General features: G+C 70.6%; 16 protein-coding genes. 6 read left to right on the top strand and 10 right to left on the bottom strand.

The window, feature by feature from the left end; all coding sequences use genetic code 11:
• Nucleotides 1–95 precede the first annotated feature (95 nt).
• Nucleotides 96–599 (top strand): pyridoxamine 5'-phosphate oxidase family protein, encoded by a 504-nt coding sequence (locus tag E4623_RS10445; protein WP_134766502.1) that lies wholly within the window; start codon nt 96–98, stop codon nt 597–599.
• Nucleotides 600–613: 14 nt separating this feature from the next.
• On the opposite strand, the gene E4623_RS10440 is transcribed toward E4623_RS10445, so the two are convergent.
• Nucleotides 614–1,009 carry a hypothetical protein gene (locus E4623_RS10440; RefSeq protein WP_134766501.1) on the bottom strand — a complete coding sequence of 132 codons (396 nt, stop codon included), beginning with the start codon at nt 1,007–1,009 and terminating at the stop codon, nt 614–616.
• Between the two features lie 65 nt (nt 1,010–1,074).
• Here E4623_RS10440 and pgm point away from each other — a divergent pair, with 65 nt between their 5' ends.
• Nucleotides 1,075–2,721 (top strand): phosphoglucomutase (alpha-D-glucose-1,6-bisphosphate-dependent), encoded by a 1,647-nt coding sequence (gene pgm / locus E4623_RS10435; RefSeq protein ID WP_134766500.1) that lies wholly within the window; start codon nt 1,075–1,077, stop codon nt 2,719–2,721.
• A gap of 23 nt (nt 2,722–2,744) precedes the next feature.
• On the opposite strand, the gene E4623_RS10430 is transcribed toward pgm, so the two are convergent.
• Nucleotides 2,745–3,992, bottom strand: a complete 1,248-nt coding sequence (locus E4623_RS10430) for an HNH endonuclease signature motif containing protein (protein ID WP_134766499.1) — start codon at nt 3,990–3,992, stop codon at nt 2,745–2,747.
• A gap of 126 nt (nt 3,993–4,118) precedes the next feature.
• Here E4623_RS10430 and E4623_RS10425 point away from each other — a divergent pair, with 126 nt between their 5' ends.
• On the top strand, nt 4,119–4,850 hold the full coding sequence (locus E4623_RS10425) for a DinB family protein (RefSeq protein ID WP_134766498.1): 732 nt from the start codon (nt 4,119–4,121) through the stop codon (nt 4,848–4,850).
• A 33-nt stretch (nt 4,851–4,883) separates the two neighbouring features.
• Here the strand turns inward: E4623_RS10425 and E4623_RS10420 are convergent, their stop codons facing one another.
• The 4 genes from E4623_RS10420 to E4623_RS10405 all read right to left on the bottom strand — a co-directional run bounded on the left by E4623_RS10420 (nt 4,884) and on the right by E4623_RS10405 (nt 9,330).
• On the bottom strand, nt 4,884–5,726 hold the full coding sequence (locus E4623_RS10420) for a hypothetical protein (protein WP_134766497.1): 843 nt from the start codon (nt 5,724–5,726) through the stop codon (nt 4,884–4,886).
• On the bottom strand, nt 5,726–6,217 hold the full coding sequence (locus tag E4623_RS10415; protein ID WP_134766496.1) for a SigE family RNA polymerase sigma factor: 492 nt from the start codon (nt 6,215–6,217) through the stop codon (nt 5,726–5,728). The genes E4623_RS10420 and E4623_RS10415 overlap by 1 nt, the downstream gene beginning before the upstream one ends.
• A gap of 111 nt (nt 6,218–6,328) precedes the next feature.
• Complete coding sequence (locus E4623_RS10410) at nt 6,329–7,948, bottom strand: helicase (protein ID WP_209020626.1); 1,620 nt, start codon at nt 7,946–7,948, stop codon at nt 6,329–6,331.
• A 392-nt stretch (nt 7,949–8,340) separates the two neighbouring features.
• On the bottom strand, nt 8,341–9,330 hold the full coding sequence (locus tag E4623_RS10405) for a hypothetical protein (protein ID WP_134766494.1): 990 nt from the start codon (nt 9,328–9,330) through the stop codon (nt 8,341–8,343).
• A gap of 464 nt (nt 9,331–9,794) precedes the next feature.
• On the opposite strand from E4623_RS10405, the gene E4623_RS10400 reads away from it, so the two are divergent.
• Nucleotides 9,795–10,202 carry a hypothetical protein gene (locus E4623_RS10400; RefSeq protein WP_134766493.1) on the top strand — a complete coding sequence of 136 codons (408 nt, stop codon included), beginning with the start codon at nt 9,795–9,797 and terminating at the stop codon, nt 10,200–10,202.
• A 119-nt stretch (nt 10,203–10,321) separates the two neighbouring features.
• Here the strand turns inward: E4623_RS10400 and E4623_RS10395 are convergent, their stop codons facing one another.
• Nucleotides 10,322–11,203 (bottom strand): SDR family oxidoreductase, encoded by an 882-nt coding sequence (locus E4623_RS10395; protein WP_134766492.1) that lies wholly within the window; start codon nt 11,201–11,203, stop codon nt 10,322–10,324.
• Nucleotides 11,204–11,287: 84 nt separating this feature from the next.
• Between E4623_RS10395 and E4623_RS10390 the strand changes: the two genes are divergently transcribed.
• On the top strand, nt 11,288–11,866 hold the full coding sequence (locus E4623_RS10390; protein WP_134766491.1) for a TetR/AcrR family transcriptional regulator: 579 nt from the start codon (nt 11,288–11,290) through the stop codon (nt 11,864–11,866).
• A 199-nt stretch (nt 11,867–12,065) separates the two neighbouring features.
• Nucleotides 12,066–12,440, top strand: coding sequence for a PaaI family thioesterase (locus tag E4623_RS10385; protein WP_209020625.1), 375 nt, complete (start codon nt 12,066–12,068; stop codon nt 12,438–12,440).
• Nucleotides 12,441–12,591: 151 nt separating this feature from the next.
• On the opposite strand, the gene E4623_RS10380 is transcribed toward E4623_RS10385, so the two are convergent.
• The 3 genes from E4623_RS10380 to E4623_RS10370 form a co-directional block, all read right to left on the bottom strand.
• Complete coding sequence (locus E4623_RS10380) at nt 12,592–13,491, bottom strand: NADP-dependent oxidoreductase (RefSeq protein ID WP_134766490.1); 900 nt, start codon at nt 13,489–13,491, stop codon at nt 12,592–12,594.
• 160 nt (nt 13,492–13,651) lie between these two features.
• The gene (locus E4623_RS10375) at nt 13,652–15,145 is read right to left on the bottom strand and encodes an MFS transporter (protein ID WP_134766489.1); all 1,494 of its coding nucleotides are present in this window, start codon (nt 15,143–15,145) and stop codon (nt 13,652–13,654) included.
• Between the two features lie 249 nt (nt 15,146–15,394).
• Nucleotides 15,395–15,745: a MarR family transcriptional regulator gene (locus E4623_RS10370; protein ID WP_167736571.1), complete on the bottom strand. Its 351-nt coding sequence runs from the start codon at nt 15,743–15,745 to the stop codon at nt 15,395–15,397.
• Nucleotides 15,746–16,161 lie beyond the last annotated feature (416 nt).

Genomic DNA, 16,161 nt, shown 5'->3' with positions numbered 1-16,161 from the left:
CGGCGCAGGCCTGGCGGCGCCGTGCCCGGCCGCCCGGTCCGGGATCGACATCGCTGTCCCGATGAGTCTGCGCGGCCCGGGGAGTCGTCCCGCCCATGAGCACCCCCGAGGGTTCCGTCGACCCGCGCTTCTCCGACCCGGCCGCCGTCGCGCCGTCCTGGGACGACGTCCGGGCCATCCTCGGCTCGGCCGAGCTCTACTGGCTCACCACGGTGCGGCCGGACGGACGCCCGCACACGACTCCGCTCGTCGGCGTCTGGCACGACGACGCGTTCGCTTTCTGCACGGGTGCCGGCGAGCAGAAGAGCGCCAACCTCGAGGCCGGGCCGGCGGTCACCGTCGTCACCGGCACCAACACCTGGCAGGCCGGCACGGACGTCGTCCTCGAGGGCGCGGCGGAGCGGGTCACCGGCCTCGGGCGCCTCGAACCGCTGGCCGCCGCCTGGCGGGAGAAGTACGGCTCCGACTGGGACTGGCAGGCCGCCGACGAGACGTTCGTCGACGGTGACGGCAGCCGTCCGTGGGTCTACGTCGTGCGGCCGGCGAAGGTGCTCGTCTTCGGCAAGGACCCGCACGCCCAGGTCACCTTCCGGCCCTGACCGCGGCGCGGGCGTCAGAGGTGGTCGGGCACGACCAGCGCGTCGGGGTCCTGGCGCGGCGGCACGCTGGCCAGCGCGATCCGCACCAGCGCCACCCGCGCCTCGAGGAGGGCACGACGCCGGAGTCCCTTGTGGTCGCCGAGCTGCTCCTCGACGGCTGCCCGGACCTGCTCGTCGGTGAACGTCGGCCGCTCGCCGGTCGCCACGGCGACGTCGGGGAGCCCGACGAGGACCGGCAGCAGGTGACCGCCGAGCCCGTCGAGCAGCTTGAACCTCTGGTAGCGGTCCATCGCCTGCCACGCCTCGTCGACCGTGCGCCGGCCCTTGCGCACGTCCTTGTCCTGGGTGGTGAGGATGCTCTTCCCCGCGCCGTGCAGCGCGGCCGTGAGCTCGTGCTCGGTGAAACGCATGGGAGCAGTCTTCCCGATCCGTCGGCACTGTCGGAGCGCGGCCGGAGTCGGGCAGGATGGCGCCCATGGCAGACCCCCGCGCAGGACAGCTCGCCGCACCCTCGGACCTCGTCGACGTCGCCCACCTCGTCACGGCCTACTACACCGGCGTGCCCGACCCCGACGACATCGACCAGCAGGTCGCGTTCGGCACGAGCGGGCACCGCGGCACGTCGTTGAGGACGTCGTTCAACGAGACCCACATCCTCGCGACCACCCAGGCGATCTGCGACTACCGGCGCGAGCAGGGCTACGACGGCCCGCTGTTCATCGGCCGCGACACCCACGGCCTGTCCGAGCCGGCGTGGGCCACGGCGCTCGAGGTGCTCGCCGCCAACGACGTGACGGTGCTCGTCGACTCGCGCGACGCCTACACCCCGACGCCGGCGGTGTCGCACGCCATCATCCGGGCCAACCAGGGCAAGGGTCCCGGTGCGGCCGGCCTCGCCGACGGGATCGTGGTGACGCCGTCGCACAACCCGCCGTCCGACGGCGGCTTCAAGTACAACCCGCCGCACGGCGGCCCCGCCGACAGCGACGCCACGTCGGTGATCGCCGCGCGCGCCAACGAGCTCATCCGGGCCGGCCTCGGCGACGTCCGCCGGACGCCGTTCGAGCGGGCCCGGCGTGCGGCCCAGGGTTACGACTTCCTCGGCACCTACGTCGAGGACCTGCCGTCGGTCGTCGACCTCGCGGCGGTCAAGGCCGCCGGCGTCCGGATCGGCGCCGACCCGCTCGGCGGCGCGTCGGTGCACTACTGGGGCGAGATCGCCGACCGGCACGGCCTCGACCTGACGGTCGTGAACCCCCTCGTCGACGCGACGTGGCGCTTCATGACGCTCGACTGGGACGGCAAGATCCGGATGGACTGCTCCTCCCCCGACGCGATGGCCTCGCTGGTGCAGAAGCGCGCGGAGTTCGACGTCGCCACCGGCAACGACGCCGACGCCGACCGGCACGGCATCGTCACGCCCGACGCCGGCCTGCTGAACCCCAACCACTTCCTCGCCGTCGCGATCCAGTACCTCTTCGGCGGCGCGCGACCCGGCTGGCCGGACTCGGCGCGGATCGGCAAGACCCTGGTGTCCTCCTCGATGATCGACCGGGTCGCCGCCGACCTCGGCAAGCCTCTCGTGGAGGTGCCCGTCGGGTTCAAGTGGTTCGTGCCCGGGCTGATCGACGGCTCGTTCGGCTTCGGCGGCGAGGAGTCGGCCGGGGCGTCGTTCCTGCGGATGGACGGCGGCACCTGGACCACCGACAAGGACGGCCTGCTGCTCTGCCTGCTGGCCTCGGAGATCATCGCGAAGACCGGCCGGACCCCGAGCGAGCACTACGCCGACCTGGTCGCCCGGCACGGCGAGCCGGCGTACGCCCGCGTCGACGCCCCGGCCACCCGGTCCCAGAAGTCGGCCCTGGCCGCGCTCACCCCGGACGCCGTCACCGCGACCTCGCTCGCCGGCGAGGAGATCACCGGCAAGCTCACCGAGGCACCCGGCAACGGCGCCAAGATCGGGGGCCTCAAGGTCACCACCGAGTCGGCCTGGTTCGCCGCGCGCCCCTCGGGCACCGAGGACGTCTACAAGATCTACGCCGAGTCCTTCCGCGGCCCCGACCACCTCGCCGAGGTCCAGTCCGCCGCCCGTGAGGTCGTCGGCGCCGCGCTGGGTGGCTGACCGGGGCCGTCCAGGACTGCGGGCTACGTCCGGAGCGGGTAGGACGCGACGGTCGCCCGGGTGTCGTCCCTGACCCCTCCGTGGATCCGGTGGTGGTGGAAGGGGCAGAGCAGGACGGCGTCGCGGGTGTCGGTCCGGCCGCCCTCGCTCCAGGGGACCGTGTGGTGGGTGTGGCAGTACGCCGCGGGCGTGGTGCACGTCGGGTGTTGGCAGTGCTGCTGCTCCAATCCGATCGAGAGTCGTTGGGCGGGGGTGTGGAAGCGGCGCTTCCTGCCGAGGTCGAGGACGTGGCCTTGTCCGTCGAGGACGGCGGGAATGATCCCGGCCTCGCAGGCCATCCGGCGGGCCTGGCCCGGTGAGACAGCGGCGCCGGTGTCGAGGTGCGCGGCGGCGAGGCCGCCGCGGAGCGTCTCGAGGGTCATCGTGACCACGACGGTCGCGCTGGTCCCGCCCATCGTGGGGAGCCGGTCGGTGGGGTAGCGCTCGACGTACTCGCAGAACGCCTGCCCGAGCCTCTCCGGGGTGGGTCGTTCGTGGTCGTAGGTCCCGGCGCCCCCGGTGGCGCGGACGTGCTTGGGTGCCGCGATCGCGGCCAGTGCCTTACGCAGCACGGAGGCCTGGGCGGAGGGCATGGTGAACCGGCCGTGGGCGAGGCCCTCGCCGTCGTCCCACAGCGTGAACGTCGTGCGTTTGCGGGCCCGAGCCTCCTCCGCTTCGAGAAGCTTCGCTTCGTGCTCGTCGGCCTGGTCGGGGTCGATGGTCTCCAGGATCCGCCGCCCGAGGGTCTTCAGGTCGTGCGCGTCGTGGTGGGCGGCCTCGCCGAGCAGGTGCTCCTCGGCCTTGTCGCGCAGGTGGTGCTGGCCGTCGAGGTCGCCGACGGCGGCGACGATGACCCTCGCCTGCTCGGCGTGCACCCGACCAGACGCCATCGCGACCCGGGTGGCCTCGTGAGCGGCGAGGTCCCCGGCCAGCCGCACCTTCCGCGATGCTTCGCCACCGGTGACCCGGGTGACCCGCGCGAGCCACGCCGTCAGCGACCTGGCCCCGATCGTCCCGGGCAGGTCGAGGACCCCGGCCTGCCCGATGACCCGGGCCTCGAGCTCCTGCACCCCGGCCACCACCTGTGCCAGCCGCGGCACCAGATCAGCCGTCGCAGCGGCGTCCAACGACCACGCCGGAGCATCCACCAGCACCGCCAGCTCGGCCTCGAGCAGCGCGACGAACCGGGCGACGGGGTGCCCGTCACGGTGGTCGTCGTGGTGCTTGCTCATACCCCGATTCTACGCCCGGCCACGGACAATCGACAGTGTGTTCTACCCGTGTGTGGACAACCGAGCCATCCACAACGGATGAGATCGTGACGCCGGACCGTCCTCGAATCCGGTGATGATGGGGCGATGACGACCTACTCCGGCACGAAAGAGTTCGAGGGCGCGACCTTCGTCCAGGCAAGCCTCAAGGGCGCCACGCTGCGCTTCTCCGACGTCAGCGGCGTGACCATGCGCAGCGTCGACGTCGACGGGCTCGACATCGACAGCCACGACCTGTTCTTCGGGCGCCTCGTCGTCAACGGGGTCGACGTGGTGCCCCTCGTGGACACCGAGCTCAACCGGCAGTTCCCGGGCCGCGAGCTGCAGAAGGCGCAGACGCCCGAGGGCCTGCGCGAGGGGTGGGTCGCGGTGCAGTCCGCGTGGCAGGACACGGTGGCGGACACGCCCCCCGGCCTGGTCGACGCGCACGTCGAGGACGAGTGGTCCCTGGCGCAGACCCTGCGGCACCTCGTCCTTGCGACCGACGCGTGGCTCCGGGGCGGGATCCTGCAGGTCGAGCAGCCGTTCCACGAGATCGGTCAGGTCTTCACCGGCGCCGCCGACATGGGCTTCGACACCTCGATCTTCCGCACCGACCCGCCCACCTTCGACGAGGTCCTCGCGGTGCGGGCGGAGCGACAGCAGCTGGTCACCGACTTCCTGGCCACGGCGACGCCCGAGCTGCTCGCGGAGGAGCGCGCGAACCCGTGGGGCGGTGACGACTGGCGTCCGAGCGTCGGCGACTGCCTCCGCGTGATCCTGGAGGAGGAGTGGGCGCACCTGCGCTACGTCCGGCGGGACCTCGCCCTGCTGCGTTGAGCCGGCGATGCGACCTGGCCCGGCGCGGCGGACCTACTCGCCGGTGTAGAGCGGCATCGGCTCGTGCGCGACGTCCGCGCCGAGCAGGGCGGGATCGAGGGCGAGGGCGCGCAGCGCCGCGACCGGCACCTGCCAGTCCGCCGCCTCGACGTCGGCGCCGCGGACGTACTCCGACGCGCGCGTGCTCACGTCGTCGATCGAGTCGACGGCGACCACGCGCGACCAGGCGAAGGTCCCGGGGTCGCGACCCGCGACCTCCTGCACCGTGAGGAGCTGCGGCGCGTCACCCCCGACCTGCGAGATCGGCCCGACGCTGACCGTGACCAGCGAGCCGTCGGCCAGGATGGTCTCGGTGCACTCCACCAGGGTTCCGCGGTCGAGCCCGGCGGCGCAGGCGCCCTCGAACGGGTAGTTCTCGCGGTCCTCCGGGGCGAAGCCGCCGACCGTCAGGTTGACCTGCGGCGTCCCGGCGGGCCGGTAGTCGAGCAGGAAGTTCTGGGCGGCCGGGTCGCCGGGCTCGACCGGCTGGCCGAGGACGTCGTTGACGCTCCAGCGCGGCTCGCCGAGCGCGCCGGCGTACGGCGTGAACCCGTCGGCAGCGACGTCCTCCATGACGTCCGCCAGCGTCTCCGGGGGCGCCTGGGCGACCGGCGCCTCCTTCGCGACCGGGTCGGAGTCGGTCCCGCCGCCCAGCACGCCGGTCCCGCCGAGTGCGGCGACGGCGGCGACCGCCAGGGCGCCCGCGCCGGCGGCGAACAGCCGCGCGCGGTGGGTCTGGCGGCGCCCCGTGCGGATCGCGTCGCCGGGGCTCAGCGAGGTGGGCGGCTCGTCGGAGAGGTGGTCGCGGAGCAGGGTCGAGAGGTCGTGCTCGGTCATCAGTGGCTCCAGTGCTCGGTGAGGGTGGGAAGGTGCAGGCGCAGGGTGGCGATGGCCTTGGCGGTGTGGCTCTTGACCGTCCCCTCCGCGAGGCCGAGCGCGGCGGCGGTCTCGGCCACGGAGCGGTCGTCGACGAACCGCAGGGCGATCACCGCGCGCTGCTGGGGAGGCAGGGTCGCCAGGGCGGCGTCGAGGTCGAGCGGGGCGTCCGGCTCGACCACCGCCCGGTCGGGAAGCCCGTCGACGACGACGTCGCGCGGTCCGCGGGTGACCCAGCTCAGCGACTCGTTGACCACGGCCCGGCGTACGTAGGCCTCGAGCGTCTCGGGCCTGATCCGGGGCCAGGCCCGGTAGACCTTGACGAACGCCCGCTGGGTGACGTCCTCGGCTGCGTGCCAGTCACGGGTGACGATGTAGGCCACGCGCCGCAGGGCGGTGACGCGCGCACGGTAGAACTCGCTGAACTCCTCGTCCCGGCCGCCTCGCTGCATACCGTTCATACTCCGCCGACCGCGCCGCCGGTTCACCTCGAACAGGAATCCGACCCGTGACCCGGCGTGCGGGCCGGCACCGCGAGCGCGCCGCGCGCGGTCAGGCCGCGGTCAGGTGCCGTCCTGGGTCAGGGTCGCGGGCGGCAGCCAGTCCGCGCCGAGGAGCTGCGCGAGGTCGGCGAGCCCGGCGGTGTCGCTGCCGACCGTCTCGGAGGCGGCGGCGATCCGCTCCACCATCACCTTGCCGACCTGCTCCTCGACCGTGCCCTCGGCGTAGGCGATGTGCCACGGGGAGACCTGGTGGTCGCGGTGGGTACGGCCGGTGACCTGCCGCGCGGCGATGCCCGAGAAGCGGGCCTGGTGGAAGATCCCCACCCGGGGCTCGGTGCTCGCCTGGCGGCCGTCGGCGAGGGTCTCGCCGGCGTGCAGGCTGATCGAGGCGACCGTGGTGAAGACGCAGACCTTCGCCTGCCCGGTCTGGAACCGGAGCCGCTCGGCCTCGGGGTCGAACCGGTCGCGGCCGTAGATCGTGGCCACCTCGATCCCGGCGTCGCGCAGCCGGTCGGTGATGGGGTCGGCGGCGGTCGCGACGAACTCGACCGAGCAGGCCACCTGTCGCTCGGCCTGGACCTGCTGGGCGATCCAGGCGACCGTCGAGTCGACCCGGATCAGCCCGGCCTTCTGGCGGAAGCGCAGCAGCGCGGCGCGACCCTTGGCGACGTTGCGGCCGCGGCGCGCGAGGTCCATCTCGCGACAGAACTCCCCCCACTCGGCCTCGTACGCCGTCCGCTCGGCCGGCGTGAGGGTGACCGGCATGCCCGAGATCGGCACCGGCCCCCACGGCGCGGCGCGGTGCAGCAGCGCCGGCGGCCGCTCGTCGGCGAGCCAGCCGCGCACCAGCTTCAGGTCCGCGGCGCGGCGCGCCGGATCGGTGGTCCACGTCGCGCCGTACCGGCCCGGCTCCACCGCGACGCCGTGGCGTTCGAGCGCGGCGGCGAACGCGGGTCCGGGCTGCGTCGCCGAGGTCCACTCCCGCATCGGCTCGCCGAGCACCTGCGCGAAGGCGGGGGCGAGGTACGGCAGCTCGAGTGGCGTGTGTCCGGGCGTCGCGGTCGTCGCGATGACGAACGGTGCCGTGTCGTGCGGCCGCCCGTGGCCCGAGATCCTCGCCCAGGCCTTCCACCGCTTGGTCGTCGTACGGCGCAGGGCGTGGGCCTCGTCGGCGATGATCACGTCCCACGGGTGGTCCTTGACCTTCTCGAGCCGGTCCCAGGTGATCACCACCCACTCCAGGCCCCCGTCGCCCAGGGCCGTGATCGTGCGGCACCAGTGGCCGATGGTGATCGCGGCGGGCCGGTCGGCCACGACGAGGACCCGCCGCGCGCCACGCAGGTCGCCGACCGCCGTCGCCCCGAGGACCGCCGCGATCGTCTTGCCCACGCCAGGCTCGTCGGCCAGCAGGAACTGTCGCCCGCCCGCCGCGGCCCGTGCCGCGATCGCGTCGGCCGCCTCGAACTGGATCCTCCGGGGCTCGAGCTCGTCGGTCGGCTCCGGCGCCGGCGTCGGGCTGTCGGGATTGAGCTCGTTCTCGACGAAGCGACCGAGCGTGTGGGGCCCCGGAGCGTAGGGCGCGAGGTGCGCGGGCAGGCTGCGCCCGACGTACAGGTGGGTCCTGAGGGTCGGGTGCCAGGTCGCGCCGTCGACCTGCGTGCCGTACGGGACGTCGAGCACCCACACCCGCTCCCCCGGCCCGGCCGTCGGCAACGGCCGCTGCGGCTGTCGCGTCCCGCTCCGGCGCGGCGACGCGCTGCGCCGACGGGCACCGGATCGCCGAGGACTGGCCACCCCCGGACGCTACCGAGGCCCGCGCCGTACGCCGGGCTGGCTCGCCCGAGTCCGCCGCCAATCAGGCGCCGGTCAACTCGCGCTCGTACCGTCGAGGTGGCGCAGCCCTATGAACGACGACCTGCGAGGCGCACGCCGCCCATGGGAGGTGGAAGGACGTGCCTCCGACGCGCACTGTCTGCGGCACGGTCGGGCGGAGCCCGCTGGGCGGCACGGGCGTCATGTTTCGGTCGGCTCCCCTGTTCACGGCGGGTGGTTGCTGCTTCGGCGATGCGCAATCACAGCCGCAGGCGCTGAGCGAGGTCCCAGTCCCACAGGTTGGTCAGGTCATCGCCCCACTCCTCGGGAACGGCGGAATGCAGCACCGCCACGAGGGTGCGCGGCTCCTGCCCCGCGCCGTTGATCCCGGCGAAGGTCATCGTGACCCGGCTGTCCGCCGGCAGCAGCCGTGGGTTACCGGGAAACGGCTCACCGCCCGGACCGGCCACGCGCCAGTTCCACGAGACCACGAAGCGCTTCGGCACGGCGATCTCGAGCACTTCAGTCTCGATAGTCCCCAGGAGGGGGGCCAGGCCATCGGAGTCGGGTGGGTCGGCGTAGTAGGAGGCCCGGTAGCCGACTGTGTCGTTGTGGTTCAGGCTCCCGCCGTTGCCCGGGGGCCAACCGTTGGCGAGCTTGATTCGGTTGAACGTTCGCGTCGGCGTGAGGGGCGCTTCGGCGGAGACGCGCACGTCGCACGTCCGGCCGCTCAGGACACGACATCCAGGTTCGCGGCGCACGTCGGCCGCGACGGCGTGGGCCGCGATCAACCCGGGCCCGCGCTCCTGCGGCCAGTCCGGGGGCGGCGGATCCACCACCTCGCGGGCATGGCGGCTGGTCTCTCGCACGACGACCGGTGGAGCGGGTGGGGCCGGCCACATCTCGACGAGGTAGTGCTCGAGCGGGACCTCGTCCTCGAGATCGAGGTCGTCGTCAGGGAAGGTGCGCTCCCGCTCGGCGCTCTCGGTGCGCCCTCGGGCGCTGACCCGAACGCGGTGGTGCCCCGGCGCGACCGTCACCCACTCCTCGGGCCCGTCGATCAGCTCGCCGATCGCCACCTCGGTGGAGGCGACGACGCTGAGCTCGGTGACGTCCTCCCACGAGGCGTCCTCCGGCGGTGCGGCAGCGAGAGTCCTGAGCGTGACGGCGTACGGCCCGAACTGGGCACCGGTCGTCACGACCAGGACCTCGTCCTCCGGGTCGAGCCACTCGACGAGGGTGCCCGGCACCTCAACACCGACCGGCGGGCGGGTGACGCCCTCGAGCCTGAAACAGGTGTGCTCGCCCTCGATGACGACGTGCTCCTCGCTCACGACCGCAGGATAGGCGGGGTCGAGAGCCCGAGCAGTGGTGCGCACACCCAGAGACGCCGTACCGATCGGTGTGCATGCGAAGCCGGCCGACCAGGCGGGTGCGGCGAGCAGCTCGGGACCTCGCCGGCGCCGGCGCCGTCGTCGTCCTCATGGCGGTGGCTCTCCTGGGGTTCGGCTCCGTCAGCCCCTGAACGGCGGAGAACGCTGAACGGCTCAGGCGGACCGTCGTGGCGCGTCGAGCGTCCTCGACTACTCCTGGTCCCCGCTCGCACTACCTGCGTTCGAAGGCAGTGCGTCTGAAATCGTCGGTTATGAGGAACCCGCAACACCCGACTCTCGGCGCGCATGAGCTGTCCCAGAAGGCGGGGAAATGACGCGGTGTGAGCGCCGCGCTCACCTCCGGTCGCCGTCGCGTCGTCATTGCCGGGGCGCGCCAAGACCAGGCTGGCCAACAGGCCGATCTGTCAGTACGCGTCGTTCACTCCGTGAGCGTTCAGGTGGAGGTAAGCGGCGTGCGCCATGTCGTGCGCTCTCATATCGTCATCCGAGAACACGGCGTCCGCGGCATGCCTGATGCACAACGGGCTGTCGTCCACGATGAAATAGGCCCGATGTGTCACCCGACGACACCATTCACATTGGGATGCGCTCCCATCTGGCGGCGCGATCGGGACCCGCTGCGGATTCGAGGACCCGATGTGATGCGCGCAAACTGTCTGGCGGTCGCTGATGGACGTCGCGACGACAAGTTGTTCTTTCACAGCGTGCTCAACGCAGAACAGGCTTGATGGCATGGTCTGACGGTAGAGGCACTCGTGGCTCGGGCTCTCGCGTTGTCGTCGTCGTCACCGACGTTGGCGCACCACGCCCCGCACCCCGAGCACACGCGGTGGATTGACCCGCTGGTTCAGGGCTTGATGTTTTCCAGGTCGGCGAGGAGTTTCGGGTGGGTCGGTGTCCATCCGAGCTCGGCGCGGGTGTGGGCGCTGGTCGATGGCTGGTCGGTGGCAAAGATCGGGCCGAGTGGTCCGAAGCTCTCCTGCGGGACCGGCTCGACCGGCAGCCCGAGCCGTCGGCCGATGACCTCGGCGATGTCGCGGACGGCGTCTCCCTCGTCGTCGACTGCGTGCCACGCGGTGCCGGCCGGAGCCGACTCCAGGGCAAGCCGGAACAGTGCTGCTGCGTCCAGGGCGTGCACCGCGGGCCAGCGCTGGGTGCCGTCTCCGGGGTAGCCGGAGACCCCGCCGCGACGGGCGATGTCGGTGAGCAGGCCGGCGAACCCGCCTTCTCCGTTGCGGTGCACCGTCCTGGGTAGCCGGACCGCGGAGCTCCTGACGCCGCGCGCGGCCAGTTCGAGGATCGCGTTCACGGTCCGCCCGCGACCACCGACCGGGCCGTCGGTCGGCAGCGGATCGGCCTCGGTGGACAGACGACCGGGCACCCACGGCGTGCCGGAGACTGCGACCAGCGGGCGGTCGGTGTCGAGCAGGGTCTCGCCCAGCGTGGTGAGTGCGGCGGTCTCCTCGGCCACGGCGCGGGCGAGGGCCTCGGGGCTGGTGAAGTCGTTGGCGAAGGCTAAGTGGATAACGCCGTCGGCACGATCGGCGCCGAGGCGGACCACGTCGAGGTCGGCGAGGCTGCCACGCAGTGGTGTCGCGCCGGATGCCTCCACGGCCTGGGCGGATGCCTCGGAGCGGGCGAGGGCGACGACGGTGTGATCGTGGCCGAGGAGCTCGGCGACGAGGGCGGTGCCGATCAGCCCGGTACCGCCGGTGATGAAGACCTGCATCAAAGTTCTCCTGAAGTGATGGGACTCTTGTCCCGTCAATCTAGCAGTGATGGGACAAGAGTCCCATCACGTAGGATGACCGCCATGGCACGGTGGGAACCAGGGGCACGCGAGCGGATCGTGGTCGCCGCTGTCGACCTCTTCACCGAGCAGGGTTACGACGCCACGACGGTCGCCCAGATCGCAGAGCGTGCCGGCATCACCAAGAGCACGTTCTTCCGGCACTTCCCCGACAAGCGCGAGCTCCTCGCCGCTGGTCAGGAGACGCTGAGCCGGCTGCTCGGGGAGGGGATCGCCGAGGCCCCCTTCGACGCGAGTCCGCTCGAGGCGGTCGCAGCTGGCCTGGCAAGAGCCTCGAGCGAGATGGGCCCGACCAACCGCGACCTCGGCCCCCGGATCAGTGCGGCCGTCGCGGCCAGTACCGAGCTCCAGGAACGCGCTGTCCTCAAGAACGTCGGCATGGCCGCGGCGATGACCGACGCACTGCTCGCCCGCGGAGTGCCCGATCCCCTCGCCCACCTCGCCGCCGAGATGGGGGTGCTCGCGTTCAAGCGCGGCTTCGCGGAATGGTCCGAGGGCGACCCGAACGCCACCGGCGACCTCGCACCTCACACGTTGGCGGCACTGAACGACCTACGAGACGCGAGCGCCGCACTGGGATGACCAGAGGCCGTTGCACGTCGTGACGGAAGCTAACGGCCTTGCGATCCCGCTACCAAAGGATTGCCACCTGCGCGGGACCTTTCGAGATCCGACATTTGGCTATATCGACGGAAGCGCGAGCGTGGTCCGTTAGCGGTGGAGGAACCACCGCGTCTGTGTGGCGCTGAATGATGTCTGACGCCACGGATACAGTCAGGACGTGACGGACACCGAGCACGGCTACATGTCGACGATCGGCGTTAGTTCTCCTGAGGCAGATCAGGGACGAGCAACGCTGACGATGGATGCCACCGACCGGCATCTCAACGCGGCCGGGACTGTTCATGGGGGCATGCTTGCCACCTTGGTTGACGCGACGATGGGCGCAGCCGTCCGAAGCGCCGTCGAGGGCGACGTCCCTGCCACCAGTCAGCTCACGCTCACCTATCTACACCCCGGCAAGCCTGGTCAGCTGATCGTCACAGCCGAGGTGCGCAAGCGCGGGGACAGTCTTGTTGTCTGCGAAGCAGACGTTGAGCAGGGTGGGAAGTCACTCGTGCATGCGCTAGCTACGTTCGCGTTGTTGAAGAACTGACGTCTGCACGCTGTGGAAGACCCGCGTGTCGCTTCAGGTACGCCCCAGGCCGTCGTGACAGCGGGGACCTGTCTGCTGCTCATTGCCCTTCACGTGCTCGGGAAAGAAGACTCCGACCACGAGACCGAAGGGTTGGGCTCTCGCGCCAGTCTCAGAAAAGGAGGACGCTCTTGCCGCGGACATGTCGTTCGAGGATCGCCGTGTACGCATCCGGGGCGTCGTGGAACGGATAGGTGGAGCTGACGGTCCACTTGACGCGGCCAGCCGCAATGCTCGCAATGACCTGTTCTATCGCTCGCGGGTCACGCTTCCTCCAAACCTGACGGACGCGTGGAGACGTAGGGGTCGTCGCAGCAACGGAGGCGATCATCCCGGCGTCCGAGACGTGGGCGAGTGATGCTTCGGTAGCTTCGGCTGTACCCGCCATGTCGATGGATGCGTCGAACCTACGTGGGGCGACTCGATCTAGGTTCGCGATAAGTCCAGGGCCGTACTCGACTGGAATGGCACCCAGGGTCGCAAGATATTCTTGGTTGTCCTTGGACCCTGTGGCGACGACCGTGATGCCCTTTTCGCGCGCTAGCTGGATCGTCACGGTCCCTACACCGCCGGCGCCACCGTGAACGAGAAGCGATCGGATTGGACCGAGCTCGTCGAAGATAGTCACCGCGGTTTGGCTGACGCCGGCTAGTGAGCCGGCCACGGCCCACGGCATCGTGGGCGGGCGGCGTACGAGGTTGTCGGTTGGGACGTCGATGACGGTTGCGTGGGTGAACGCCTCGCCTGAGCCAAGAACCTCGTCTCCCACTTCCCATTCCGGGGCGTCGCCGGCGATGTCGGTGATGGTCCCGGCGAACTCGGTACCGAAGGTCATCGGCAGCGCACCAAACTTGATGTCGCCGGTCAGCCGTCGCGCGTCGACTGGGTTGACGCCCGCTGCGTTGACCTTGATTCGGGCCCATCCTCGCGTGAGCGGTGGAAGCTCGATCGTCACGAACTCTAGATTCTTGGGCTGGCCGTACGTCTTGCTCGACAGTGCGATGGTCTTCATCTGTTCCCTTTCTGGGAGTGCGTCACGATTGGTTGAGGTTGCGTGGACTACTGCGGTTCCTGGCGTCAGCCGCCGCTGACGGTGGTGCGTTCCTCTGATCCAGCGAAAATCGTCAGAAGCGGAAAACCAGGTCGCCGGCGTTCCGGGATGCGTTCAGATGTCAGATGACCTCGGACAGGTCGACCAGGGCTTGGTCTGTCTTGTTCACGACGTCCCCGCGTCGCACGCGGACGAAGAGCACTGCGACGAGCGCGCTCACGACGAGGATGGCGGCAGCCACCAGGAACGCCACGGTGAACCCGTGCACCACTCCCTCGGCCTGCGCACTCACACCGTTGTCCTTGATGTAGTTGACGGTCGCCGTGGCAGCGATCGTGTTCATGACGGCGATTCCGAGGGAACTACCGATCTGCTGCGTGGTGTTGACGAGAGCGCCTCCTACGCCGGCGTCAGCCGGGTCGACTCCTCTGAGGGCGGTTGAGGTGAGCGCCACGATGGCCAGACCGAGTCCGACGCTGGTGATGATCTCGGCGGGGAGGATGAGGCTGACGAAGCTGCTGTCGACGCCGATCTGGGCGAAGAGGACGAGGCCGGCAGCGCCGAGCAGCATGCCGGTGACCATGAGCGGCATCGGGCCCAGGCGTGACACCAGGTTCCCCGCGGTGGCGGCACCAACGAAAGTGCCGATCGAGTACGGAAGATAGGCGAAGCCGGTCTCGAGGGCCGAGTAACCCAGGATGCCCTGCAGATAGAAGGTGAGCAGCAGGAATGTGCTGAACAGAGCCGCGATGGTCAGAAACATCGCGAGCAGGGTGGCGCCGCGAGTGCGATCGGTCAGGAGCCGCAGGGGCAGGAGCGGGAACTTGCTGCGGGCCTCGATGGTGAAGAACACCAGGAGGAGGACGGCGCCAACACCCAGGTAGGGCAGTGTCGTGCCCGAGCCCCATCCGTCGGACTGGGCCTGGGTGAAGCCGTAGACGAGTGAGACGAGACCGGCCGTCACCGCGATGGTGCCTGCGACGTCGTAGTGGGCATCCCCCTGAGCCTTGCTCTCACGAACGACGTAGCGGGATCCGATCAGCGCCACGACCGCGATGGGGACGTTCACCAGCATCGTCCAGCGCCAGGACGCCCACTCGGTGAGCATGCCGCCGGCGATCAGGCCGAGGGACATCGCGCCGCCGGCGATCGCGCCGTAGAGCCCGAGCGCCTTCGCGCGTTCCTGGGAGTCGGTGAACGTCACCTGGATCAGGGAGAGGGCCGCCGGGGCGAGCAGCGCGGCGAATGCGCCCTGCAGGGCGCGGGCGCCGAAGAGTGTCTCGGCGTTCTGAGCAACTCCGCCCAGGGTCGAGGCGGCCGCGAACCCCACGAGACCGATCTCGAACATGCGCTTGCGTCCCATGTAGTCGGCGATCCGCCCGCCGAGGAGCAGCAGGCTGCCGAACGCCAGCGTATATGCGGTGAAGACCCACTGCCGGTCGCCGATGGAGATGCCCAGGTCGCCTTGGGCGGACGGAACGGCGACCGTCACGATCGAGGCATCGAGCACGACCATCAGCTGCGCGAGCAGGATGACGCCGAGCGCCTTGTAGCGAAGAGAGTCGACTGGTCCAGCGGACGACGTTGATGCGGTCATGTCATGCAGCCCTTTCATAGGCAACGAAGTGGATCGTGTCGTAGGACGCACGAGCACCAGCACCGCAGGCGCACGTTGCAGTGATCGCGAGCGACGTTGGCCTAATTGCTTGCGCACGCAACTTATTCCGGCACGCAGACGTGGACTCGTTCAGCACGGCGAAACGCAGGTGGGATCCGAGCGCACAGGAGTCACGGACCGGTGACCGGTCCTGGCCGCCTGGTGAAGCACCGGCCTGCGGCTGGCCGGCGCCCAGACGTCGGCTGGCTAGCCCGCGTGCGCGGCGAGCGCCTCCCGCATGCTGTCGACCCGTCGGGTGATCGAGGCGGTGTCGACGTCGGAGAGGTGGTCCAGGAGGGTGCGCCGCACGACGGCGACGTGGTCGCGTCGCGCCCGGCGGTACTTCGCCGTGCCGGCCTTCGTCAGGACCGCCCGGGCGGCGCGGCCGTCGTCGTCAGATCGATGCCGCTCGACGAGGCCGCGACTCTCCAGTCGACCCACGGTCCGGCTCATCGCACTGAGGGACTGCTGTGCCGCGGCGGCCAGCGGCGAGAGCTGAGCCGAGTGGTCTGGAGCATCGGCGAGCAGCTGCAGCACCGTGAACTCGACTCGCGACATCCCGTGACGCCGCATCAAGTCCGCCTCCCACACCGCGAACATCGTGACGGCCGTCTCGGTCAGGGCGTGGACCAGGGCATGTTCGGCCGGAGTCAACTGGTCGCTCTGTCGTCGAGACACACGCCGACGATAGTCGCGGCACCAACGCCCACCAGCCGCGACGGCAGCCGTCTTGGTCCGCCGCCTCTCGTGCACAGTGGCCGAAGGTTGCCCGATAGACGACAAGGCCCGCACGGACCTGCCCCGTCACCGGCATGATCGGCGCACCGACGTGTCCCAACCGACGTGTCCCAGAGGCGGCGGAAAGAAGCGCCCAGGAAGCGAGCTATCAGCGCCGTGGCCGCGCGAGCGGGGCGGCGTGGTCGGGCATGTGAGCGGTGGGTGCTCGGCTTGAAACTGGTCAGGCTGGAGTTTGA

Origin of the sequence: Nocardioides sp. 1609, assembly GCF_004522105.1 — a bacterium.
GTDB lineage: Bacteria > Actinomycetota > Actinomycetes > Propionibacteriales > Nocardioidaceae > Nocardioides.
This window is presented reverse-complemented; position numbering and strand designations above follow the sequence as displayed.